The following is a 24,559-nucleotide window of genomic DNA, read 5'->3' as shown; positions in this document are numbered from 1 at the left end:
GTTGCGCGGGAATGTGAATTTCTGTCATCGCATCCATTATTATGACGAACTATGTGACGGTAGGCATAATCATCTTGTGGGATGTAATAGAAGCCCGTCATTTCTGTTTTTCGCCCAAGTATTTCATAAAGCCGTATTTGTTACGCAATCGCGAATAACGAGGTTGGATTACTTTCCGCGTGGTGACATCGGGAAATAATTGGTCTAGGAGCAGAGGCAAATATGAACGCCTCGGCAATTATCAGGGAGACTAGTTGTCTCCTGCGTCAGGATTATGACTTCAAGGTAATGGCAAAAGTAATATCTTTCTACCGGACGAAATAAAGTGGATATGAACCCGGATTTATCAAGTAAAGACGACCGTACAGAAAACGAAATCAGCGAGGATTCTCTCCGCCTCGCTCTCGAACGCCTGGGGGCCAATAATCGCAAGCGCCCCGGTCATGTCACCCATACCAAATCATCTCCCGAGCCGCGCCGCCGTCGTTTCGTGCAGGAAGGGCAGGTGGTCGTCGAGCACCATCAGGTATCACGCACGACACAGCGTGCCGCGCCTGCGACGAGCGATGACCAGAGCGATGAGATCAATCGCCTGCGCAACCTCGTCAAACTCGAACAGCGCCGGGCAGAAGATGCCCAGAGGGAACTGAGCGACGCTCAGGTACAGTTGCGTACGCTCGAGACGCATCTCGTGCACGAAAAACTGCATGTCAAGGAACTCAAGACGCGCTGTGCCGATATCGAGCAGGCGCTGCTCGACTCTCAGGTTATGGTCGAGCGCCTGCGCGAGCAGGCACCGGCACCCAAAATGGCTGTTGAGCGCGTTGCACTTTCGGGCGCGGAAGGTGTCAGGAAGACTCGCGGGCCTGGTCGTCCGCCCAAGGTCCGGCCGCCCGTTGATCCTTCCAATGAGCCTGAGCCGGTTCAGTGGTGGAAAGACTGAGGCAGCAAGCACCGCACCTGCCGGGCAGGATGTTCGAATTGGCCGGGCGACAAGCCCGGCTAATCTGTTTTGGGGCTATGGGGCCTGAGGGTGAGGCAACGAGATGCGCGACGCTCGGACCAGGCCTTGCTTGCGCCTCAGGCCTGTAGCAGGCCCGTCCGTTATCCGGGCTTGCGGGACTGCGCCAGCTGACGCGCAAACCAGACCAGGCTTGCTGCAAACACGACAAGGCCGATGATTTGTGCTGCGCCTGCGCCGACCGGCAACGCGAGGAGATCGCCGTGGCCGCTCATGCCGCTCAGCACGGCAACCACGACACCGATCAGGCTCTCACCAACGATGAAGCCGGAGGCAATCATCGTGCCTGCACTGTCATCGTCATGCACGTCATTACGATGGGCCTTGTCGAATAGCCGACCGATAACGGCGCCGATGGCGATAGTGACCGATACATCGGCAGGGAGGTAGATGCCCATGCCGACAGCCAGCGGCGGCAGGGCAAGGTTACGCAGCCTGAACAGGCGGTCGATCACGATCAGGGCCGCGCCAATCGCAGCGCCGATCAGGATCATGGTCCAGTCAAGGTTACGCAGCAGAATGCCGCGCGCCAGATCGACCATAAGGGCGGGCTGCGGTGCGGCGAGGGCGCGTGTGGGATCCATGTCCGGACGAGGCATTGTGCCGACAAAACCATAGGCCTGATATAGCACGTTCAACACGGGCGGGATGATCAGGGCGCCCACCACGCAGCCAACCAGCAGCACGACTTCCTGCTTCCAGGGAGAGGCACCGACAAGCTGGCCGGTTTTCAAATCCTGCAGATTATCGTTTGAAATCGCGGCCGAGCCTGTGAGGGCCGTAAGTACGAACAGGATATAGGCGATGGCGATGTGCTGGTCATGGGCCGAGAGTGCGTCCGGCACCAGATGAAGGGCCTCGAGCCCCATCAGGGCCATGCAGAGCGCCACGACACTGATGATCGAGATGCCGGAGATGGGAGAGGAGGAAGACCCGATAATCCCGGCCATGTAGCCGCAGGCGCTGGCTACAAGAAAACCGATGAACAGACAGGCAGCGAGGCCCAGAGCCAGCATGACGACCAGCAGGAAATCATGCGGTGTGACCGGCCACAGGAAGAGCGTGAACAGAGCGCCCAGTCCGAGAATGAGCGCTGCGAGCAGGATGTTCATGACAGTGGGGGGCAGGTCACGGTCCGTCTCGTCCAGCGTCTGGCGATGCGTGCCAGAAAAGGCTTCCCTCAGGCCACGCGCGACGGGACCAAGCAGGGAGCCGACGGTCCAGAGTGCCGCGATGGCGATTGTGCCAGCGCCCATGAAACGCACCTTGTGTACCCATATCCCTGTCGCGAAATCGGTCGCTGAAACGCCAGCCGGGTGGGGCAGAATGGCCGTGAGCCAGGGCACGGCAATTCCCCAGCCCAGCACAACGCCACCCAGCATGGCAAGCCCACCCGTCAGCCCGACCAGATAGCCCGTGCCAATCAGCGCAAAGGAGTACGCCCCCTGCAGGCGGAAGATGGACTGACCGAGACTGAGCGTCAGGCTCCAGCCATCCTGCATCACGCGCAAGCCTGTGCTCATGAAGGTCACAACGGCAGCAAGCACGCTGCCGCGGATCAGGGATCTGAGCGCCTGCTGGTTCCCTTCCGGAGACGCAACGCGCAGGATCTCGGCGCAGGCGACGCCTTCGGGGTAGGGCAGGGCGCTATGGGTGACCAATGCGCGGCGCAGGGGGATTGTGAACAGGACACCCGTCGCGCCGCCGAGCAGGGTAATGAAGAAGCTCTGCCAGAACGGAAAGCCGCCCCAGAACCCGATCATGACCAGACCGGGGATGGTGGCAAACACGCAGCTCAACGTTCCCGCTGCCGAAGCCTGTGTCTGGACCAGATTGTTTTCCAGAATCGTGCTGCCACCGAGAGCCCGCAGAACGGCCATCGATATAACGGTCGCCGGAATGGATGAGGCAAAGGTCAGGCCGATCTTGAGGCCAAGATAGACATTGGACGCGGTGAAGATGACCGTGATCAGAGCGCCGAGAATGAGTCCTCTTATGGTTAATTCCCGTGTCGCCTTGCTCATGCTGTCTCTCTGTGTCGATGTCGTAAGGAACTGGTCCTACGACGAAGCGATCAGAAACGAAAGACGAAGTTGGACTGGTAGTAACTTCCGCTCTTGCCACCGGCTGCGCGCAGCCCGTCCGAGCCGATGAAGCGCGCCCCATATTGTGTCCATGTGAGGTGACGATTGAGCTGCAGCGTCAGCGAGGCCTGCGGCACGATACCGATAAACCCGCCATGCAGGTTATTGAACGTGTAAGCGCCCGAGGGACCGTAAACAGCATCATCCGTCGATTCACGCCAGAAGAAGGGGCTCTTGAACTGAAGGCTCAGCCAGTTGCGTGGCGTGATGCGCAGGACTGGCGACAGACTCACGAGGTTGCTGGGCGCAATATAGGTCGTGGTATCGAGATAGTTCGTTTGTGGATTGAATGGGGCGATGTAGGTGCCAATCGTGCCGTTATTGCTCCTTGAGGAACCGCCAGAATACAAATCAACCTGCACACCGATGAAGGGATGCAGCGGCGAGGGCGTATGGCGGTAGCCTGCGATGGCATTGAAGGCGTAGGCCGAGACAGCGCGGTTCTGTCCGCTACGGTTCAGTTCGAAACTGCCCCCCTGATAGAGCCCACCCACTGAGAATTCGAAGGATGGTGCGCCGCCATACCAGCGAAATCCGTAATCCTGACGTGCCGTCGTTCCGTTGAGCGTCGACCGGTTATAGGCGAGAGCCGCTGAACTGCCGCCCAAGCGAAACGCAATCAGGAAGAGGTCCAGAAAGGACGACACGCGCTCTGCCCCAAGAGAGAAGGAAGGCGGTGCCCAAGTGACGTCGATACCGTGCAGACGCGTGCTCCAGTCGACGCGGTCATGGAACATCTTGTTGAACGTCACATTCGTGCCGACGAAATCGTAAACATCTGCGCGCAGGCGCGGCCAGATGGCATAGCCACGCACACCGTTCCAGGAGAGGGGAACGTTGGGCGTCTCACGGTTGTAGAGAATATAGGACGGTGCATCGAGAAACTGCTGGCGGCCCACAATCACTCCAGCTTTTGCGCCAGCAAGCCTGGAGCGCAGTTCCACAAACCCCTGTTGCAGGTCGAGGCGTTTGCGATAAGTGGTGTTATAGCCAAACCCGCCCCAGCCAGCCGCATCGCCATTCACGAGTTGGCCAAAGAACCGCACATGCTCGCCCAGATGAAGATCGGCACCGTAGAGGTTGCGCACGGTAAATCGCCCTGAGCCTGCCGGGCCACGTGTTCCGAGAAACGGCGTCTCCTCCGACCAGTTGCGCAGGCGGGTTTCGCCGGAAAAGCTGAGCCACCAACGGCCACTGGCATTGAGCGGGATGTATTTGATGGCATCGAACAGATCATCATGGCGCTTCCTGTCGCGCAGGAAAGACCAGTCTTCCGCCCAGGGGGCAACACCGTAGCGGCCTATCGGGCCGAACCCGGCAGATTCACCGTTTCCCCGCGTGAAAACGCCCCAGTCGCCCTGCGTCCCGTGCGGGGGGCGGTTTTGAAGCGGGGTCACGCGTCGCGGCTGCCCCACCGGCCCGGCATGGGGAAAGTTCTGGATTTCGGGTCGGTTGGTGCCGCTTACCGTCACCTGTTCCTCGGCCGCTGTGGGATCAATCCGCGGTGTCTGGCGTGAAACCGATGGGGCGGTCGTCGCCGTGCGGCCTGTGTTGACCTGATTGATGGTTTCGCCATGCGCGGCGCAGGGAAGCGAGCCTGCAAGCAGGAGCAGGGCAGGCAGGGCAGGATATGGGCGCATGACGAAACGTTCCGGAGGAAGATGGTTCCCCAGCGTATCAGCATAAAACGAAAATACAAAGTGTTTCTATAAAAACACTCGAAATTTGTGTGGTTTAGTTCGTGTGGGCTGTGAACTTTGCCGGGCGCAAATGGGTCTGGTTGTAGTCGAGCTGCTCGCGGCTGAGCTGGAAGCCGATCTTCAGGGAGTAGTTGGTCAGCTGCAGATCGGGCGATGCAGGCACATCGATGATGCGTACCGGCGTACGCAGCGAGACGGTGGACTGGTTGCCGGCAAACGAGACAGGAACCTCGAATTCCTTCTTGTCGATGATCTTGCCGTCGCGCATCACGGCCACGAAATACGGCAGGACGATATCCTTGCCATCAGAGGCCGGGCCGCGCTCGACCGTAATGCCCAGGCTGAGGCGTGAGCGAACGGTTTTCTTGGGCGCGCCTTCACAATTGCCGGTCAGACCGCTCATGGCCGCGTGGGTCACAAGGCTGCCTGCATCCAGTCCGTGGCCGTCATACTGATAATAATCGGCTGCCGAACTCAGGATTTCGACCGGAGGGCAGACAGGGGCGAAGGCGCTCTGATCATCCTGATCGCACGCTGTGAGGGCTGTGCCCGTGCCGAGTATGGCGAGGAGAGGGAGGAACTGGCGGGCATATCTGGTCATGAACAAGGCTCTCGTCTATTCACCGGTGCGGAAACCGAGCCCGGTATGGTATGGTGGCGACACAATGCCAAATGATCATGCAATAACGGCCTCACATCAATCATGGGCTTGCATACTGGCAACGGGTTGCGTAGCTCCCATATGCGAGCCCATATCGCGAAGCGTTGCATCATCTGACATGCGTGCTGCCATGGGGCTTGTTCGCATATACCGCCTGCCGTGAGATTGGGGAACACCATGCCCGACACCTTGACCACTTCACGCCCGCAAGAGACCTCGGAGCAGGCGTCCGGGGCACAAACGCTTCGCGTTCTTCTGGCCGGGCCGCGTGGCTTCTGTGCTGGCGTGGACCGGGCCATCCGCGTGGTGGAAGAAGCCATCCGCCGTTATGGCGCTCCTGTCTATGTCCGCCACGAGATCGTGCATAACCGTACTGTCGTCGAGAATCTCGAGGAACAGGGCGCGATCTTCGTTGAAGAGCTCGACGAGGTCCCTGCGGATGGCCATGTCGTGTTTTCGGCGCATGGCGTGCCGAAATCGGTTCCGGCCGAGGCGCAGCGTCGCAACCTGCTTTACCTAGATGCGACCTGCCCGCTGGTCTCGAAAGTGCATCGTGAAGCCGAGCGCCATTTTGCCGGTGGTGGTCCCGATGCCCGTCATATCCTCATGATCGGCCATGCAGGCCATCCTGAAGTGGTCGGCACGATGGGCCAGCTGCCCAACGGCGCGGTGACGCTCATCAACGATGCGGAAGAAGCCCGTACCGTCCAGCCCGCCGACCCGACGCGTCTTGCCTTCATTACCCAGACGACGCTTTCGGTGGATGATACATCAGAGATCGTTGCGATCCTGCGTGAGCGTTTCCCGCTCATCGAAGGGCCGAAGAAGGAAGATATCTGCTACGCCACCACCAATCGTCAGGAGGCCGTGAAGGCCATTGCGCCGGAGAGCGACCTGGTGATCGTGATTGGCTCGCCCAACTCGTCGAATTCGCAGCGCCTGCGTGAAGTGGCCGAGCGTTCTGGCGCCAAGCGTGCGCTTCTGGTGCCCAAGCTGGCGGCGCTCGACTGGAGCGTGCTTGAAGGTGTTTCCACGGTCGGGATCACGGCAGGGGCCTCGGCACCTGAATCGCTGGTTCAGGAAATGGTCGATGCTCTCTCGACGCGCTACAAGCTCGATATCGAAGAGCGTATCGTGAAGAAGGAAAACGTGGCGTTCCGTCTGCCCAGCCCGCTCGGCGAACCCGTCTGAGATCTGGCGGAACACGCATGAACGCTTTTTTGTCCGCCTAAATCGATGGCGGTCTATACAACCATCCCGCCGGAGACGCTTGAAGCGTTTCTGGCGGAATACGATCTCGGTCCGCTCAAGAGCGTGGACGGAATCGCCGAGGGTGTCGAGAACACCAATTATCTGATCGAGACCGAAGCCGGGCGTGCGATCCTCACCCTGTATGAAAAGCGGGTGAATGAGGCCGAACTACCCTGGTTTCTTGGCCTGATGCAGCATCTTGCCCGTCGTGGTCTCAAATGCCCGACCCCGGTGATTGCGCGTGACGGCGTTGCCCTGCGGCGCCTTATGGATCGTCCGGCGGCCATCACGACCTTTCTCACTGGCCGACCGATCGCCACAATCACAGCGGGAGCGTGCTTCTCGCTGGGGCAGGCGCTGGCGCGGTTGCACCTGCTGGGAGACGGCTTTCGGGCGCGTCGTGAAAACAGTCTCGGCCCGCAAGCCTGGCAGCCATTGCTCGATTCCTGCCACGGGGCAGGGGACAGCCTGTATCCGGGCCTGACTGAAGAGCTTCAGCTTGCCATTGCCGATGTGCTGAAAGCATGGCCGCAGGAAGGGACTCTCCCGCAGGGGCAGATCCATGCGGATCTCTTTCCAGACAACGTGTTTTTTGAGGGCGGCAACGTCTCGGGGCTGATCGATTTCTATTTCGCCTGCACCGATCTCTATGTCTATGATCTGGCGATCTGCCTCAATGCGTGGTGCTTTCCCGACGAGCAGACAGCCTCGCCTGCGCTCATTGCCGGGATGATGGGGGGCTATCAATCCGTGCGGCCGCTCGCGGCTGAGGAAAAGGCGGCTATGCCGGCGCTCGTTCAGGGGGCAGCCATCCGTTTCCTGCTGACCCGGCTCTTTGACTGGATCAACACGCCAGCGGATGCGATCGTCACGCGCAAGGACCCGCTGGCCTATCATCACAGGCTTCGAGCCTGGCGCGAGAATGCGAGGGGGTTGCTCCATGTCTGAGGCAGCCAAGCCGCCGCTCCCCGAGGGCGCGCCGCACGTCGAGATCTGGACCGATGGGGGTTGTCGCCCCAATCCGGGACCCGGAGGCTGGGGCGCGTTGCTCTGTGCCAACGGGCATGAACGTGAGCTTTCGGGTGGTGAACTCGAGACCACCAATAACCGCATGGAACTCACGGCAGCGGCTGAGGCGCTTGAGGCGCTCAACCGCCCCTGTCATGTGACGCTCCATACCGACAGCGAGTATCTGCGTAATGGCATCACGCGCTGGCATACCGGCTGGGTGAGGCGCAATTGGCGCAATGCGGCAGGTGATCCGGTCAAGAACATGGATTTGTGGCAGCGTATCCTGGAAGCAGAAAAACGCCACCATGTGACCTGGCTCTGGGTGCGCGGTCATAGCGGTAACGTCAATAATGAACGCGTGGACCAGCTTGCCACAGCAGGACGCGAGGCCATCGAGCGGGGCTGATGGCCCCGGCCATCGCTGGCCGACACATGTCTCTGTTAAATCTGTTTTCTCGTCCCGCGTAGACAAGCGATTACCCGATGTCTCGGGTTTTCGCCGGGTCACAACGCTGTCGGGCATAGCGGGGCGTTACCCCGCGCGTCCAAGCCTTCCAGAAACCCCGGATCAGACGGGCAGGCAGATACGATGGGCGATGTCGGTCGCGTTATCGGCGTCCTGCATCAGGCCGAGCAGCTTGAGCTCGTCCACATATTGCTCGACCTGCACTCGAAGCGGATGCCCTGTGACCGGATGGCTGGTGATTTCACGATCCAGCATGCCCTTCGCATCGTCCGGTGCGTCCTTGTCCTTGTCCCATAGCAACGCCAGTTCGTCGCGATGCGCGGGGAATTCGTGCTGGGCATCGCTGAGCGCGGCGGTGAGAGCGGCAGCGAGGCCGGGGTCCTGAGCCAGAGCCCTGGTTGCGATACCGAGTGTAAGATCGATTCTTTCGCGTTCAGCCCCCGTCATGCTGTCGAGCATGTTCCAGCTGACACCCTGAGTCTGTTGCAGGATTCGCCATCCCATCGGGTCATGCACGGCGACGGCATCCAGCTCCCCTGCGCGCAGGGCATCGGCCATGTCGTCTGCAGGAATCGCGACCCAATGGACCGAATCGGTTGGATGCAGCCCGCGTCGACGAAGTTGGATGCTGACGAATCGGCGATCTGCACCCTCAAGGCTCATGACACCAATCTTCTTTCCAGCGAGGTCAGCCACCTTGTGCAGCTTCAGGTCGCGCCGCACCAGAAGCCGGTAGCTGCCGCCCCTGACGCCGCAGGCCAGTTTCGCCGGCAGATCTTCGGCGTCATCCTGATAGAGCGCAGGCAGCCAGTCGAGCAGGGGGCTGAGCGCGGCATCGGCGCGACCGTTCTGCACAGCATCGATCGCACTGTTTCCGCCGCCCACCTCGACGATATCGACCTGCACATTGTAGCGCCCGAAAAGCCCCTGCTGGCACAGCCAGAGCAGGGGATCATAATCAGATTCGGGCCAGGCGAGGCGTACGCGCCTCGGCTTTCCATCTGTCGCGATCTGCGTGCGATGATGGAAAACATGCCGTGATTGCAGGACTGTAGCTAGAATGATGCCGCCTGCACCCATGAGAACAAGTCGGCGGGAGGGCGCTGCCATCAGAAGAAAAACTCCATATGCAAAAAAAATGACAGAGGGGGGTTTACCCCATGAAAAGCTTTCGCTAGATAGTGCCTCGCCGGTCCCGAATAGCTCAGTTGGTAGAGCAAGCGACTGTTAATCGCTGGGTCGTAGGTTCGAGTCCTACTTCGGGAGCCAGGCATTTTTCCTTCAAAATTCATGTTTCATCCGGTGTGATCGTATCTAGGCGATCCAGCGCCCACAGGCGCGGGAACATTCTGATCCAGAGCCCCGCGACGACAAGCGTGCCAATGCCGCCTGCCACAACGGCGGCTTCAGTGCCGATGGCTGTCGCCAGCATACCGCTCTCGAATTCACCCAGCTGATTGCTCGAGCCGATAAACAGCATGTTCACGGCAGACACACGGCCCCGCATGCCATCGGGCGTGGCAAGCTGTGTGAGGGCACCACGCACCACCACACTCACCACGTCGGCAGCGCCCAGCACGGCCAGGGAGAGGACAGACAGGGTGAGGGAATGCGAGACGCCAAACACAATCGTGGCGATGCCGAAAATACCGACAGAGGCAAACATGATGGGGCCAGCATAAGATCTGAGCGGATAGCGGGCGAGCACCAGCGAGCCCATGAGCGCCCCCACAGCCGGTGAAGCCCGGAGTATGCCCAGTCCTATGGGGCCAAGATGCAGGATATCATCGGCATAGACAGGCAACATTGCTGTTGCCCCACCCAGCAGCACTGCGAACAGATCGAGCGAGATTGCCCCCAGCAGGTCGCGGCGACGCTTGAGGAAGGCAATACCGCCGAACAGCGATTCAAGGCTCATCGGCGAACGATTGCCCACATAGGGCTTCAGCCTGAGCAACGAGGTCGAGACCAGCGCGATGGCAAAACCACAGGCGCAGGTCAGGTAACAGAAATCCGCGCCCATGCCGTACAGCAAGCCACCCAGAGACGGGCCAATAATCGAGGCTGTCTGGAACAGGGAGGATGACAGCGCCGCCGCCCGAGGGAACTGTGCCGGAGTGGCGATCGAAGGCAGAAAGGTCTGCTGGCAGGGCCCTTCGAAGGACCGAAGTGCTCCGAAACACGCGACGAGCGCATAGAGGGCCCAAGGCGCCAACTGGCCCGTCATGGTGGCGAAGGCCATGAGAAGTGCACCGCACACCTCGATTGCCTGACAGATCTGCACGATACGCTTGCGATTATAGCGATCGGCTACATGGCCCGAGATGAATACCAGCGCGAGCATGGGCAGGAACTGGGCGAGACCGATAAGGCCAAGCGCCGTGACGCTATGGGTCAGGGCATAGGTTTGCCAGGCAACCGCCACGGCAAGCACCTGTGCAGACAGGGCAGAGAGCGTGCGACTGGCGAGAAAGGGCTTGAGCCCGATGATATCGCGCAGCGCGTCGGAGGGAGGAGGGGGCGAAGCGTCGGGAGAAAGGGGCTCTGGCATGGCGTAATCACTATAGACAGCGCCCGCAATCCAGCAATGTTGTGTATGAAAATCGGCAGCACACCTTCGCGCAGGTTTTTGCCCCATAGCAAGCGTCAGAATGCCCGCGCAGCATGGTGATTGCGCGATTGCATTTCACGGGTTGCGCAGGCAGGTTCCGCCGCATGACTTCAGACAGCGACATTGCCCCCGAATCGTCTCCGGCCCCGGTGCAGGCAGGGGCCGTTCAGCCCGATATACGTGTCGGGACCATCGCCTCGGCGCAGGAAGAGGGGGGCAAGACGCTGCTCTGGATCGATTTCGGCGCCCATCTGGGTGTCCGTCGTGCCACAATGACCCTGGCAAGAAACTACAAGGCACCGCAGCTGGTTGGCAGGCAGGTTTGCGCTGTGGTTAACCCGCAACTGCAAAACACGACCGTCAATCAAGTGCTGGCGCTCGGCATGCCTGATCGCTCCGGCGACATGGTGCTGATCTGCCCGGACCACCGGGTGCCAGATGGAGGAAAACTGTTCTGATGGCTACCAACTACGCAACCGTCACCTGGGACCAGCTGCACCGCGATGCCCGCACCCTCGCTTCGGCCCTGATGGCGCGCGGCGAATTCAAGGGCATCGTAGCCGTCACAAGGGGCGGACTTATCCCGGCGGCCATTATCGCGCGTGAGCTCGATTGCCGTCTTGTCGAATCCATCTCGGTCATCAGCTATTCGGGCGAAAGCGCGCAAGACCAGAAGGAACCCCGCGTGGTGAAAGCCCCGATTGCTGCCGGTGACGGCGAGGGCTTTCTGGTAATCGATGATCTGGTCGATTCCGGTGAGACGGCCAAGGTCGTGCGCGATGTGCTCCCCAAAGCGCATTTTGCCTGCCTTTACGCCAAACCCAACGGCAAGCCCCATACCGATCAGTATGTGATGGAAGTGGCACAAGATACCTGGGTGCTCTTCCCGTGGGACACGGCGCCGCTTTTCGTACCGCCGCTGGCCCGCAACCTAGGCGCTTGAACTGGGCACCTAACTTGGGCGCGCAACTTCTGGGCGTAACCTCGGATAATTCTTCAGTTTTTTCGAGAGTGCACCTTTCACCCTGCCGCGAGTTGCGGTAGGGTCCGCGCGTTCGGGGCGTGGCGCAGCCTGGTAGCGCGCTTGTTTTGGGTACAAGAGGCCCCCGGTTCGAGTCCGGGCGCCCCGACCACCACCACCAAGGGTATGGCGATACGCGCCCTTAGCTCAGTTGGATAGAGCAACAGCCTTCTAAGCTGTGGGTCGCTGGTTCGAATCCAGCAGGGCGCGCCACCCCCCTTTATCCGTATGTGGTCCTTCTCTCAGGTTTCAAAGCTTGCATCTTCTGTCGTCAGGTCAGGAGATTATGTCAGTCTCGACCACAGAGCAGTCGACTTGTGCAAACATCGTCGAAACTTGCTGCAATCGCGGCGCTGCCCCATCAGATCAGCTTTTTGCAGGGCCACCCGCAATGCTTCTGGCGCGTCTGGCCAGTAGATCTCCGGGTCCGACTATGGGGATGGTCTTGCCATGAGATGCTGTTCGGATGCCTCATCTCAACCCCATCTGCAGCAGCGTTGCGAAAAGGCAACGTCGAGCTGCAGGATGCTCTCGATGCTTTTCCCCAGGCGGGGGCAGGGCTATAAGAATCGTACTCTGCCCGCATGATGAACGTGACAGATGACGAAGCCCGACGATCAGACAGACCGAACGACCCGATGCAAGGTATTGCCCTCATGGCCCGGCCCATGCGGGTGTTCATGTCTTGGCTGAGGTCCCGTACAAATCTGCCTCTCCTACACGCAGGCGCGATCGAGTTTCCGGGGTGAGCGAGATTCGGGCCGGGCTGTGCAGTCTGGCAATGCTCGCCTTGCCTGCCTTTTCGGCTCATGCAGCGTCCAGTGACGACGTTTCCTCGCTGGGCAATTACGCCATCAAGCATTGGACCACACAGGACGGACTGCCGCAGAATTCCATACGCGACATCGTTCAGACACCTGATGGCCGCATGTGGTTTGCGACATGGGAGGGTCTCGTCTCCTATGACGGGCTGGATTTTCACGTGCAGAACCGCGGCAGTGATCCGGCCCTGCCCGATAACGGAATTGGTGCGCTGACTCTCGATGCCGCGGGCGATATGTGGTTCAGCGACTCCCGTGGTGATGTCGGTCGTCATGACAGCGATGGCAGCTGGCATTTCTGGCCGCATGAGGCCAGCGCGCCCTCGACAATCGTCCAGTCGATGAAAGTGGATAGGCATGACGATGTCTGGATGCTTTATGAAAATCACGGTCTGGGCACCATGTCCCATTCCGGCAGGTTTCATTATCTGACGCCAGGGCATAACGAGCCGCTTTCAAGCATTTATCGCAACATGGCGTTCGATGCCTCGGATTCCCTGTGGCTCGGCACCTATAGCGGTATCATCATACGCGACAAGGATGGCCATGTGCGTCAGCCTCCGGCGTCATGGGACCTGCCCCATGGGCTGTCATGGCCCTATCACGCGCCGGACGGCACATTCTGGATTGTCTCGGACAGCCGCATATTCTCCATAACTGATAACAAGCCTCGTCTGGCCTATGATCTGAGGGATCAGGGACGGGTTACCGCACTGCTCCAGGACCGGCATGGGTCGCTCTGGGTAGGCACCGAGGATCACGGGTTGCTGCGCCTCAGCGGGAACAGGGTGGAGGTCATGCCTGACACGCTCGACCCTACGGGCGGGCGTATCCTGTCTCTGGCCGAGGATACAGAGGGGTCGATCTGGGTTGGCACCAATGCCGGACTGTTTCGGTTGCAGGAAACACCCTTCAGCAGTCTGCGCCGTCATAACGGGTTGTCGGGTGATTTCGTCCGCACCGTCATGGAAGATCATACCGGTGCATTATGGGTCGGAACAGATGGTGGAGTGTCGCGTATCATCAAGGGAGATTCGCCCGAGACCATGTATCTGCCGACGCGTTCGGGGCATCAGCCCGAGGTGTTGTCGAGTATCGAGGATCATGACGGCACGGTCTGGCTCGGCACCTATGCAGACGGGCTTTTTGCCTTAGCGCCGGATGGAACCATACGCCATCTGGACAGTGCAAGCGGCCTGCCTGCAGGCAATGTGCGCGCGCTGGCTTTTGACGGTAGTCATAGCCTGATTGTCGGGACACAGCGCGGCTTGTTCCGACTGATGCCGGATGACAAAGTAGAGCGTTACGCGGCTTCCAAGGCATTGAGTGGCTTGATCACTGCCATTTTCACCAAGGGTGATACGCTCTGGATCGGAACGCTTGATGGTGTGCGGGTCATCCGTGACGGCAAGGTTCGTGCCACACGCTTCAGCGGGGTCGATGGGGCCCACACGATTTTCGGCTTCGTTGCCATTGGTGACGATCTCTGGCTGACCACTGATCGTGGGCTCTATCGCTATCGTCAGGGGACAATGACCCATATCGGGCGTGATGCCGGGCTGCCTGTCGACTCAGTGTTCACCCTGATTCGGGATAACAGGGGTTATCTCTGGCTCACCAGCAATCGAGGCCTTTTCCGCATCGCGCTGACAGATCTGGAGGCCGTGGCCGATGGCAGACGCAAGGCCCTGAGTTATATCCAGCTGGACGAGACCAACGGGCTTAGCAGCAGTCAGGCCAGCGGAAGCGCGCAGCCCAGTGCCGTGCTTGCACGGGATGGAACGCTCTGGATCGCAACGGCCATCGGTCTAGCCAGAACCGACACGAACAGCTTCGACAAATTTCTCGTTAAACCACCCCCACCCCCTGTCGCACTCGACGGCGTGGCTCTGGACGGGCGCGATATTCTTAATCTGCGCAAGGGTGACGTTTTGCATGTACCGTCGCGTCATAACCTGACCATACGCTACACGGCACCAAGCTATATCGCACCCAAAGAAATCCTTTTCCGCACCACGATCACGGGGGCAGGGAGTGCCTGGACGACAACCGGACGTTCGCGCACGCTCGAACTGACATCGCTCCCCCCCGGCGCTTACACTCTCACCACCTCGGCCGCGCATCCAGGGCAGGTATGGCCCCGACCTGTGACGCTGGTGCGCTTCGTGATCGATCCCAAATGGTGGCAGAGGCGCCAGTTCTGGGTCTCCTGTGCGGTAGCGCTCTGCATCGTCATCGCACTGTCCTACTGGGGCATTGTCTGGAGCTACCGGGCGGAGGCAAATCGTCTGGCGCGCGTCATCCGGTCTCGCACGACCGATCTTGAGGCCCAGACGAGGGAAAAAGATGCCTTGTTGGCGCGTCTGGAAATACAGATCGACCTGACTGCCCGACAGGCGCGTGAAGATGCCCTGACCGGGGTTTACAACCGGCGCGCCTTCGATGAGGCGGTGGAGAAAATGCTGACAGGGGCCAATGCCGGTGGCCCTGATTTCTGTCTGGCGATTGTCGATATCGATCATTTCAAGGCGATCAATGATACCTATTCCCACCAGACGGGGGATCAGGTTCTGCGGCAGGTCGCCCACGTACTCGAGACCCATACCCATCCAGCTGACATGGTGGCCCGTATCGGGGGGGAGGAGTTCGGGATTCTCCTGCCTGCCCAGACATTGGAGACGGCCATAGCCCGTCTCGACGGTGTACGTGAGGCTTTTCATGAAAAGACCGATTGGGAAATCTCACGGTCTACTGGGTTGGTTACCTTCAGCGCAGGGCTGACCCGCTTTGAAGCTGGTGATACGATCAAGACGCTTATGAAACGCGCTGATCTGCTGCTCTATGGAGCCAAGAACGCGGGGCGCGATCGAATCCACAACGGCTGATCACGGGTGGGAAGCGAGCGAGGCCAAAACGTAAACAAACAATGGTTGTCCATTGGGCATGTAACACCGTATGGTCGCATTCCTCCGCTTAGTTCAGTTGTCGCACAAGCTTGAAGCCGTAAGCCGGAATGATCCTGCGGGCATTCCGGACCTGAGGTGCATGGAACCGGGTATGGTTGATAAGATGGCGACACCGCATGGGCTGCGTGCCTATGACATTCTCGATACGCCACCTGAGCGTGGCTATGATGATCTGGTCGCGCTCGCCAGCCAGATCTGCGAAACCCGCTCTGGCGTCGTGAGTCTGATCGACAGGGATCGCCAGTGGTTCAAGGCCCGTCAGGGGATCGGCCTGTGCCAGACTGATCTTGACCATGCCATTTGCGGCATGGTGGTCGCCACGGACTCAATCATCGAGATCGAGGATCTCCGGCTTGATCCCCGCACTGATCGCAACCCGCTCGTGGTCGAGGCGCCTTATCTGCGGTTTTACGCGGGCGTACCTCTGCGGACCCCGTTTGGCACAATCGGGGCGCTCGCGGTGTTCGACCCGGCGCCGAAGCCAGGGGGGCTGTCCGATGTGCAGCGAGCATCGCTCGAAAAGCTGGCGCGTCTGGTGGTCGATCTGCTGGAACTGCGTCGTCAGAGCATGGCCCATGATCGGGCACAGATGCATTGGCGCAGCCTCATCCAGACCATGAACGAGGGCTATATTCTCGCAAAACTCATGCGTGATGAGGAAGGGCAGGTGTTTGACTGGCGATATCAGGATGTCAACCCGGCCTGGGAGCGCCATCTTGGCATTGCGGCAACCGATGCCATCAACAAGACATGCCGCGATATCTTCCCGGGGGTTGAGCCACGCTGGATTTCCCTCGCGGCGCAGGCAGTCGATGAAAACCGCCCTGTGTCCTTCGTACAGGAAGTACGCACCTTGCGTCGCTGGTTCGAGGGAACGTTCTACCCTGTGGGGCAGGACTTCTTTTCACTCACCTTTCGGGAAATTACCGCTCAGGTCGCGGCGGAAAAGCGACAGACCGGCCTCATTGCGCTTGGGGATGTGTTGCGGGACGAACGGGATGTCGAGGTTATGATATGCCGGGCCATGGCGGTTGTCGGTGAGGCGTTCGACGCCGATCGGGCCACTTATGGCGAGCTCGACCACGAAATCGAAACCCTGACTGTCAGTGAGGGATGGGCGGTAGAGGGGATGCCCTCCATCAAGGGGCGTTATCGCTTTGATGATTACGGCAGACTGCGCGAGACGCTTCTCGCCGGCGAAGCGCTCGTGATCGACGATATCCTGACCGATCCGCGCACGGCTGATGAGAGTGCTGGCTGGCTGGCCCTGCGCGCGCGCGGCGTGATCAATATTCCGGTGCGTGAGGACGGTCGCAACGTGGCACTCATGCTGGTGCATTTCTCTCACCCGCATGAGTGGGGTGCGGATGAGATTCACTGGCTGCATAACGCGGCAGACCGTCTGGAGGTGGCCATAGCGCGGCGTCGTGCTGACGAGATGCAGGCAGTGGTCAATGGCGAGATAGCCCATCGTCTGCGCAATACGCTGGCAATGGTGCAGGCGGTTGCCCGAATGACCCTGCGTGATGCGCTCTCAAAAGAGGACGCCACGCGCTTCTATGAACGGCTGCAGTCACTGGGGCGCGCTCATGACCTGCTGCATGGTGATGACCAGCGCGCCGCCCATCTTGGCGATCTGATCGCCAATATCCTGCGCGATGCCAGTATGGATGAGCGATGCCGCCTGTCGGGGCCTGTCATCCGCCTGGGCTCGCGTGCGGCGATGTCTACGGCGCTTCTGATCCACGAAATGACCACCAATGCCTGCAAGCACGGGGCGCTTTCAGTGCCTGAAGGCGAGATCGAGATTGACTGGGAGATCGAGTGCCAGACCGGGGGCGGCGAACTCGTATTGAACTGGCGGGAGCGCTACGGTCCACCTGCCGCCAAGCCAGTACGTGGCGGATTTGGCTCACGCCTTATTTCCTTTGGTTTGATTGGAACGGGCGGCGTTGCGCTGCGCTATGAGCCTGAAGGTCTGTCGGCCAGTTTCCGGGCCGATGCAGAAAAGATCATGAGGACATGATGGCGCACGCGATATCGGGCAAGACGTCAGGTTTCCCTACCGTACTGGTTGTGGAGGACGAGCCGCTGCAGCGCATGTGTCTGATGGATATGGTCGAGGAAGCCGGTTACGCTGTGGCGGAGGCCTCGGATGCCGATCAGGCCCTGATTGTTCTGGAAACCCGACCTGACATCCGTATCGTTCTGGCCGATGTGGACATGCCTGGCAGCATGGACGGATTACGTCTGGCTGCCCTCGTCCGTGATCGCTGGCCGCCCATCGAGATTATTGTGACAAGTGGTCGCGGCGTACCCCAGCTCGCGACCTTTCCGGCACGGGCCAGATTCCTGCCCAAACCGCTGAACGAGCAGCGCGTGAAGGAAGCCCTGACCCTCTTCGCCTAAAAGTGTACGCCGTGATTTTCCTGACGGATCAGCCGGACAGGCATTACATCGCCTGTTCAGTTACGGCCACTGGGGCGGGACGACGATGCGCGGCGACACATGACAAGACGCTGGCGATGATAAACACGAAGGAGCCGATCTCCAGCGGGCGTGGCAAGCGCTGCTCCCACGCAAACCCGTAGATCAGCGCAAAAAGCGTCTCGAACAGGATCATTTGCCCGGTGAGGGTGAGCGGTAGCAACCGGCTCATGCGGTTCCACAAGGCATTGCCACAGACCGAAGCGATAAAGGCCACTCCCGCCGAAACTGCCCAGAAAACAAGCCAGTCATGATGGCTATGCTGCGCCGGGTCGCTCAGGATGGCGGCAGGAAGGAGCACAAGAGCTTGGGCGCCGGTCATGATCCCCGTAAGTAGGTTCCAGTCATGTGCTGAGACATGATCGAGGCGCGCAAGGGCGCGACTGTTCCCGACAGCAAAGCCGGTCCAGGAGGCCAGTGCAGCGCAGGCGCATGCAAGGCCGAGAACAGGGTTGTGCCCCGGAATTCCCGGCGACAGATCTACCTGAAACAGGGCCTGCCAGCCGATGCAGAAAGCGCCGATCATGCAGAAGAACAGCGATGGCGCGAGTTTGAGCAGCGGCGGGGCATCGCTGTCGCGACTGCCGATGATCGTTACGGCCACAGGCATAAACCCTATGACAAGGGAAGTCAGGGCAATCCCGCCCTTCTGCACGGCCATGGACAACATGATATAGTAGAAACTGTTCCCCAGAAACGAGAGACGAAACAATGTGCTCCAGTCACGAGCGGCAAGAATCCGGCATAGCGCGGGCAATCGCGCGCCAATCAGGACCAGTGCAATAACGCCATAGGCGAGGTAGCGCCCGGCAGCGAGATAAAGCGGCGAGAAATGACGCACCAGCTCAGGGGCGAGAAAAACCAGTCCCCACAGGGCCCCTGCGCCTGCACCGCATAAAATACCCAGGGGATAGGCTTGTCGGTCAGGCTGTGTGGCGGAAGGGTGTGTCATCTTGGCTCTCTTGCATCACGATCTTGCATGGCGGCGTGGCTTTCTTCCTGATCTGTTACGTGTTGCACGGTCAAGCCTCGCCGGGCTGTGGCGTCGATGCCGGCAGCGCTGCACGCCGATCCACAGTCCAGACAGGCATATCAGGCTGACACCGCAGAGCAGAGGCAGAATGATCCAAAGCCGTGCGTCTGGCTCACGCAGCCAAGAAAAGAAATCGAGATCATGGGGACCATAGATGACCCAGCGTGAGCCTTTTTCTGCTGTGTCGATACGTAGCAGCGCCTCGCCTGACCGGGCATCGAGATAGAGTCTTGCCCTGTCTTTTCCGATGAGACGAAAAACCGGGAAGACGCGGCGTTTGTGATGCGTCGAGAAATAATAGGCATCATCGTTCTGTAAGAGCGTTACCTCAGCCGCTGTGCCCGTCTGAGCCATTGTATCGACAAGTTCCGACGCGGTGAGGGGTGAGGGAGCGAGCGTCAGATCCAGCCGCTGCGGGTTGCCCTCTGCGTCTGTCACCAAAAGTCTCGTTCCATGCACGCCGGGTAGGGCAAGAATGTCGCGAAACGACTGATGGGGTACGCGGGTAAGTGCCGCAACTGTCTCTTCCACTGCCGAGGCGGGCAGTGTACCGCGCCATTGGGACATCCAGAGGGGGGAGGGCTTGTGAGCCATCAGCCCCGCCGGGTTCATGCTGAGAAACCCGGTCAGGATCCATGACAGGAGGAAGAGCCCGAACACCGACCCGGTAGCATGATGAATGAGATGCGTGCCGCGATAGGGTGAGAGACGACGCCCGACCCGGAAGCGGCGCAGACCGATCCAGAGCCCGAGCGTGGTCAGGGTGACGCCAAGGCCTGACAGGACAATGAGCGTGTCCGACCAGATGACCGGGTGACGGCGCAGTTGTGAAAAATACAGCCAGTGGGGGATAGCGCCAAGCCATGACCAGAACCGTGTCTTGCGGGTGGTGGCCTGTACGACATCGCCCGTCAGCGGAGAGAGATAGAGGATCGTGTGGCGCGGGCTGTCGAAATCGAAGCGATAGAACCCTGCATCATGGCCTTTGGTATTCAGGATCCATTGATCTACGCGGCGTAGACCTCTGAAAACGGGTGGGACGGTTTCGCCCTCCAGCGCAGCATAGCGGCCAGCTACCTCCGCCAGAGCGGCAGGGTCGGGATAAATATCCTTAGGGCCCAGAATCTGGCCTGTGCGCAGGTCGTAATTCCGGCTTTCTGCCTTGTCGTCCATGACCTGCAAAACCGGGACAGAGCCGGCCATAACCAGCCGGAACTGCCGATAGGAACCATGCAGATCCGGAAGCACAGGAGGGCGATCAAACCGGAGAGGCTCATGTGCCAGTCTGGCAAGCTGCTCGTCTGGCTGGGGCCAGGGTTTCCAGAGCATGACCATCCCGGACAGGCACCAGAGAAGCATCAGCGCGCCAAGGCCAATACCCAGCCAGCGATGAATCAGAAACGCCGCTCGAACGGCTTTTTTTCGCCATTGCTTCGCGCGGTCAGTCATGATGAAGGAGGCGCGGGCGCATGGTCGATCCGGATAAAAGCAGAGGGAGGCGACTTTTACCTGCCGCCTCGTGATCGCCCTGACAAGACGCCTGTATCGTGCGGCGCTGCATCAATGCCGCCTGCTCAGGCCTCGATGAGGTTCACGCCAAGCATGCGCAGTTCCTTCAGGCAGGCGGCAGGGTCAGGGGCAATGCCGCGACAGGCAGGGAGCGCGATATCAGTTGCGAGGCCAAGCCGCCGCGCATCCCGGGCCGTAGTGGCAACACAGTAATCGAGCGCTAGGCCGCAAAGCGTGACATGCCCGATATCGAGCCCGCGCAGGAGGCCTTCAAGCCCGGTGGCGTGGACCTGATCGTTATCGAAAAAGGCCGAGTAGGAATCACAGGCAATATCCAGCCCCTTATGGACGATATGGCTGAGTCGGCTCTGGTTCAGGCGGGGAGAAAAATCGGCCCCTCTCGTGCCTGCTACGCAGTGAACGGGCCAGGGGCCGCCATAGGGCGTGAAAGAGCAGTGTTCAGGCGGGTGCCAGTCACGGCTGGCGATAACAGCTGCAAAATCAAGAGACAGAAGCGTGTCGATTGCCGGGAAAATCGCATCGCCATTGGGCACGCCGAGTGCGCCGCCGGGTAGAAAATCGTTCTGTACGTCAATCAGGAGGAGGGCTTTTCGCATGGTCACTCCGGTGGCTCCCTGTTTCTCCAGAAGGCTAGGCGCCTGCGTGCCATCGCATCATTCCGCTTTCCTAATGGCCGATAACATGACGCATGTCGTCTCCGAAATGATGAAGCGCGTCCTTTGTGGACATGTGCCGCCTGTGGCCGTTTTCGGAGACAATCGTGACGGTGGCCGTCATGCCCGCTGCCAGATGCAGGTCAGGCGGGAGCTTGTCGATATGGATACGCACCGGAATACGCTGTGCGAGCCTTACCCATGTATAGACCGGGTCCACCGACGGCAGGCCCTGTGTTGCAGTCGAGGCATTCATGCTTGAAATGCCGCGGGTAATGCTCTCGACATGGCCGAAAACAGGATGATGGCCGCCCATAAGGTCCATCCGGACAGGGTCGCCGATCTCGATATTATGGACCTTGGTCTCCTCGAAATAGCCGTCAACCCAGTAGGAGGCGGAATCGATGATCTGGATATTCACATGACCGGCTGTGGCAAAATCGCCGGGCCGCATGAGCAGGTTTGTCACGTAGCCATCGATCGAACTATGCACGATCGTCCGCTCCAGATCGATGCGGGCCTGTCTGAGGGCTGCCTGAGCGGCATCATACTGGGCACGGGCTTGAGCGGCGGCGGCGGCATATTGCTGTTTTTCCTCGCCCGATACAGCAACCCCCGGGATGATCCGACGCCGCTGGAACTGCGAATTCCTGAAATCGAGATCGGCCTTGCGCTCGGCCAGATTGGCCTCGGCGGAGGCGACACGCACCTTGAAGTCGAAAGGATCGATGACATAGAGCACGTCGCCCCGATGTACGAATTCGTTATCCTGCACCCGAACCTCGATAATTTCGCCTGAAACACGCGGCGCCATGTTCACGACCTGCGCGCGGACCTGCCCGTTACGGGTCCAGGGGGCTGCGGTATAGTAATCCCACAGGATCACGATAACGATCCCGGCGACCACAAGGATCGACAGAGTGATGAACCACCGGATCAGGCGGGAGGCGCGAGCGAGCACGAGCGGATTACCTTCACAAAAGCCAGGTATAAAGGCCAAGCAGACAGACAAGCAGACCGAATTGCGCGAGTGGCGGATTCCAGAAAAAACGCCACAGATTGAGACGGCCGAAGCACCAGCGCACAATGGCCAGCGTGAGGAGAGCGAGAAACAGATTGGCGACAAAGGCCGAGACGAGAACGCCTTCGAGGTCGATGACTTCACTCATACCCATCACCCGTGTTGCGTGTGGAAATCCCGCCTACCATCGCCGACGCCCCAGGCCGAAATGGCGCAAGGTCGAGCGATTATCCTCAAGTGTGGACCGCACAGCCTCAAGACTGCCCGCGCAGAGCACGGCCAGATTGCGCTCATGGTCGCGGGCCGTGCGCGCGATATCGAGAAAGCGGTTGCTGATTTGTGGCAGGGCATGGCCAAGGGTGGGAAACGAAGCAGTGTTGATCAGCCCATGTGCTTCAGTGGCGAGAAGGCGCAGGCACGGCGAGGCCGCAGCCTCATCCAGATAATGACGCACCCGCGCCAGAGTGGTGGCGAGGTCCTCCAGCATGACAAGGCGATTGAAGACATGGCGGTTGACGCGGCGATGCGCGTCCATGCGTTTTGTCCAGGTCAGCAATTGCGCGAGCCTGTCATATTTGAGGCTGAGCAAACGCGCCCCGGCTGGCTTCCCGTTTCCATGCAGCTGGGCCTCAAGATCCTGACCGATTGAGGCAGCGATACGAAAACGCCGGCTTTTGGGCGTGGGAGGGAACAGCAGGACCAGAATGACGAAGGCAACGACACCCGAGATCAGATAGAAAATATTGCGCGAGATGAAGGCGAGCGGGTCGTAATCCTGATGATTGCTGAGACCGAGGATGATTGGGAAAAACGCCCCGTAATTGAACCCGATGGCGCTGGTACGGGCGTTCATCAGCATGACGCAGGCAAAGATCGTGTGGGGCAGAAAAACCAGGGCCAGCGCACCGAAAGCAGCGATATGCGGAAGCACGAAATAATTCATGACGATGGCCACAGCCACGGCCAATGAGAGGCCGAGTATTGCACCCATGCCGAATTGGGAGGTGTCGAGTGCGGTCGACGCCAGAGTCAAGATCAGCGCGGCCTGTGACAGAGCCGCCATGGAGGCAGGCTGATCGCTGGCGATGCAAAGCCCGGCGGTGATCGAGAATCCCAACAGGACCCGTAGCGCGTTGATAAACGCGGCGACATGATCGGCATGCTGGCCAAGCTGTGCCAGTTTGAGGGCGTTCCCTGCCGGGGTGGCGTGCTGCAGCGTATCGATGCCCGTTGCAATATGAAGCCGGTTGCTCAGCATGACGGCGCTGCGCTCCAGAAAATGCGCATCATGGGCGTCGGGGTGATAATCCGGTGCTTCGGCCTGCATGGCGTCCATCAGGGAGCCAACCGTCTCGTAACGGTCGCTATTGTCCTCACGTAACTCGTGCCATGCCAGCACGTGACGATGCGCGAGAGCCGAGACACTCTTGTGACGCAGGATATGGGCGATGGCGCGTCCTGAGCCGAGGACTGTGAGCATGCCGATGATCGCGAGACGCGCCCCGGCGGTACGCCGCGTTGAGCGGTCGATCTCGGTACGGGCATAGGTAATCTGGGCCGAGAGCGAAAGAATCTCGCCTGCGATGGCGGTGGTCTCCATCGCATCAGGCACGGAATCGCCCCGCATGGCGTCGCGTCCGAAAGCCCGGATCTGACCCGCCTTGGCCTCAAGACTATCCGCCAGTTTCTGCCACGCCTTGGGTGAGCCGGTAAGCATGTTGACGAAGGCCACAGAGGCGATGCCGATTGCGACACAGCTTGCGCGGGAAAGGGCGACGTCAAACACATTCTGCGGTGTGTCGATCACGTTGATGGCGACCAGAGCGATCGTGTAACCGGCGAGCAGCGCACCATAGGAACGGAAATGGCGTTCCAGCGACCCGATATAGGTGCAGCCTGCCAGCCACAGCGCGCATCCACCCAGCATCATGCCGCGATCCTGGCTGAAACAGGCGATGAGCAGGATGGAAGCCCCCACGCCAAGGGCTGTGCCAACCAGCCGGTAGAGCGCCTTGGAAAGGGCCTGTCCGCGCAGGGGCTGGGTAATGATCATGACGGTGACGGCGGCACCAGCGGGGGAGTCGAGCTGCGCCCAGAAGGCGGTGGCAAGGGCGAGGCAGACTGCCGCCCAGCTGCGCAGGGAAAAACCGATCCAGCCGGAC

The 24,559-nt window shown here is 60.0% G+C and carries 20 protein-coding genes and 3 tRNA genes; 12 read left to right on the top strand and 11 right to left on the bottom strand.

Annotated elements, in window-relative coordinates:
- The first annotated feature begins 325 nt into the window (after positions 1–325).
- A complete protein-coding gene (locus P792_RS0119000) occupies positions 326–943 on the top strand; it encodes a hypothetical protein (RefSeq protein ID WP_051395867.1) in 618 nt (205 codons plus the stop codon).
- 161 nt (positions 944–1,104) lie between these two features.
- Here P792_RS0119000 and P792_RS27925 read toward each other — a convergent pair whose 3' ends face one another.
- The 3 genes from P792_RS27925 to P792_RS27915 all read right to left on the bottom strand — a co-directional run bounded on the left by P792_RS27925 (position 1,105) and on the right by P792_RS27915 (position 5,466).
- Positions 1,105–3,045: an OPT family oligopeptide transporter gene (locus P792_RS27925; protein ID WP_023978611.1), complete on the bottom strand. Its 1,941-nt coding sequence runs from the start codon at positions 3,043–3,045 to the stop codon at positions 1,105–1,107.
- Positions 3,046–3,095: 50 nt separating this feature from the next.
- Positions 3,096–4,805, bottom strand: coding sequence for an alginate export family protein (locus P792_RS27920; protein ID WP_023978610.1), 1,710 nt, complete (start codon positions 4,803–4,805; stop codon positions 3,096–3,098).
- A gap of 94 nt (positions 4,806–4,899) precedes the next feature.
- Positions 4,900–5,466 carry a hypothetical protein gene (locus P792_RS27915; protein ID WP_023978609.1) on the bottom strand — a complete coding sequence of 189 codons (567 nt, stop codon included), beginning with the start codon at positions 5,464–5,466 and terminating at the stop codon, positions 4,900–4,902.
- Between the two features lie 237 nt (positions 5,467–5,703).
- Between P792_RS27915 and ispH the strand changes: the two genes are divergently transcribed.
- Genes ispH through rnhA form a run of 3 tightly spaced genes read left to right on the top strand, consistent with a single transcriptional unit; the run spans position 5,704 to position 8,194 of the window.
- Entirely contained in the window at positions 5,704–6,717 is a 1,014-nt protein-coding gene (ispH, locus tag P792_RS27910) for a 4-hydroxy-3-methylbut-2-enyl diphosphate reductase (protein WP_023978608.1), read from the top strand.
- A gap of 45 nt (positions 6,718–6,762) precedes the next feature.
- Positions 6,763–7,725: a homoserine kinase gene (gene thrB / locus P792_RS27905; protein ID WP_023978607.1), complete on the top strand. Its 963-nt coding sequence runs from the start codon at positions 6,763–6,765 to the stop codon at positions 7,723–7,725.
- Positions 7,718–8,194 (top strand): ribonuclease HI, encoded by a 477-nt coding sequence (gene rnhA / locus P792_RS27900; protein WP_023978606.1) that lies wholly within the window; start codon positions 7,718–7,720, stop codon positions 8,192–8,194. The genes thrB and rnhA overlap by 8 nt, the downstream gene beginning before the upstream one ends.
- Positions 8,195–8,356: 162 nt before the next feature.
- On the opposite strand, the gene P792_RS27895 is transcribed toward rnhA, so the two are convergent.
- The gene (locus P792_RS27895) at positions 8,357–9,364 is read right to left on the bottom strand and encodes an ABC transporter substrate-binding protein (protein WP_023978605.1); all 1,008 of its coding nucleotides are present in this window, start codon (positions 9,362–9,364) and stop codon (positions 8,357–8,359) included.
- An 83-nt stretch (positions 9,365–9,447) separates the two neighbouring features.
- Between P792_RS27895 and P792_RS27890 the strand changes: the two genes are divergently transcribed.
- Positions 9,448–9,523, top strand: a tRNA-Asn gene (locus tag P792_RS27890).
- A gap of 19 nt (positions 9,524–9,542) precedes the next feature.
- Here the strand turns inward: P792_RS27890 and P792_RS27885 are convergent.
- Entirely contained in the window at positions 9,543–10,805 is a 1,263-nt protein-coding gene (locus P792_RS27885) for an MFS transporter (protein WP_023978604.1), read from the bottom strand.
- Between the two features lie 164 nt (positions 10,806–10,969).
- Here P792_RS27885 and P792_RS27880 point away from each other — a divergent pair, with 164 nt between their 5' ends.
- The 7 genes from P792_RS27880 (at position 10,970) to P792_RS27850 (ending at position 18,082) form a co-directional block, all read left to right on the top strand.
- Positions 10,970–11,323: a hypothetical protein gene (locus P792_RS27880; RefSeq protein ID WP_031240730.1), complete on the top strand. Its 354-nt coding sequence runs from the start codon at positions 10,970–10,972 to the stop codon at positions 11,321–11,323.
- The gene (gpt, locus tag P792_RS27875) at positions 11,323–11,808 is read left to right on the top strand and encodes a xanthine phosphoribosyltransferase (protein ID WP_023978602.1); all 486 of its coding nucleotides are present in this window, start codon (positions 11,323–11,325) and stop codon (positions 11,806–11,808) included. Before P792_RS27880 ends, gpt begins: the two co-directional genes overlap by 1 nt.
- Before the next feature lie 113 nt (positions 11,809–11,921).
- A tRNA-Pro gene (locus P792_RS27870) sits at positions 11,922–11,998 on the top strand.
- A gap of 24 nt (positions 11,999–12,022) precedes the next feature.
- A tRNA-Arg gene (locus tag P792_RS27865) sits at positions 12,023–12,099 on the top strand.
- A gap of 532 nt (positions 12,100–12,631) precedes the next feature.
- Positions 12,632–15,592 carry a ligand-binding sensor domain-containing diguanylate cyclase gene (locus P792_RS27860; RefSeq protein ID WP_152530187.1) on the top strand — a complete coding sequence of 987 codons (2,961 nt, stop codon included), beginning with the start codon at positions 12,632–12,634 and terminating at the stop codon, positions 15,590–15,592.
- 172 nt (positions 15,593–15,764) lie between these two features.
- Positions 15,765–17,699: a GAF domain-containing protein gene (locus tag P792_RS27855; protein ID WP_200863472.1), complete on the top strand. Its 1,935-nt coding sequence runs from the start codon at positions 15,765–15,767 to the stop codon at positions 17,697–17,699.
- Positions 17,696–18,082, top strand: coding sequence for a response regulator (locus P792_RS27850; protein ID WP_197669055.1), 387 nt, complete (start codon positions 17,696–17,698; stop codon positions 18,080–18,082). The genes P792_RS27855 and P792_RS27850 overlap by 4 nt, the downstream gene beginning before the upstream one ends.
- A gap of 43 nt (positions 18,083–18,125) precedes the next feature.
- Here the strand turns inward: P792_RS27850 and P792_RS27845 are convergent, their stop codons facing one another.
- The 6 genes from P792_RS27845 to P792_RS27820 all read right to left on the bottom strand — a co-directional run.
- Entirely contained in the window at positions 18,126–19,112 is a 987-nt protein-coding gene (locus P792_RS27845; RefSeq protein ID WP_023978598.1) for a DMT family transporter, read from the bottom strand.
- A gap of 15 nt (positions 19,113–19,127) precedes the next feature.
- The gene (locus P792_RS27840; RefSeq protein ID WP_023978597.1) at positions 19,128–20,642 is read right to left on the bottom strand and encodes a PepSY domain-containing protein; all 1,515 of its coding nucleotides are present in this window, start codon (positions 20,640–20,642) and stop codon (positions 19,128–19,130) included.
- A 125-nt stretch (positions 20,643–20,767) separates the two neighbouring features.
- Positions 20,768–21,319 carry a nicotinamidase gene (locus P792_RS27835; RefSeq protein ID WP_031240723.1) on the bottom strand — a complete coding sequence of 184 codons (552 nt, stop codon included), beginning with the start codon at positions 21,317–21,319 and terminating at the stop codon, positions 20,768–20,770.
- 70 nt (positions 21,320–21,389) lie between these two features.
- The gene (locus P792_RS27830) at positions 21,390–22,337 is read right to left on the bottom strand and encodes an HlyD family secretion protein (protein ID WP_023978595.1); all 948 of its coding nucleotides are present in this window, start codon (positions 22,335–22,337) and stop codon (positions 21,390–21,392) included.
- 13 nt (positions 22,338–22,350) lie between these two features.
- The gene (locus P792_RS27825; RefSeq protein ID WP_023978594.1) at positions 22,351–22,545 is read right to left on the bottom strand and encodes a DUF1656 domain-containing protein; all 195 of its coding nucleotides are present in this window, start codon (positions 22,543–22,545) and stop codon (positions 22,351–22,353) included.
- Between the two features lie 33 nt (positions 22,546–22,578).
- Positions 22,579–24,559: FUSC family protein (locus tag P792_RS27820; RefSeq protein ID WP_035439854.1), on the bottom strand; the 1,981-nt coding region annotated here is incomplete at its 5' end.

The sequence above is a fragment of the Asaia sp. SF2.1 genome, from assembly GCF_000505765.1.
Classification (GTDB): Bacteria; Pseudomonadota; Alphaproteobacteria; order Acetobacterales; family Acetobacteraceae; genus Asaia; species Asaia bogorensis.
The sequence above is the reverse complement of the archived record's forward strand: the minus strand, read 5'-3'. Positions and strand labels throughout refer to the sequence as shown.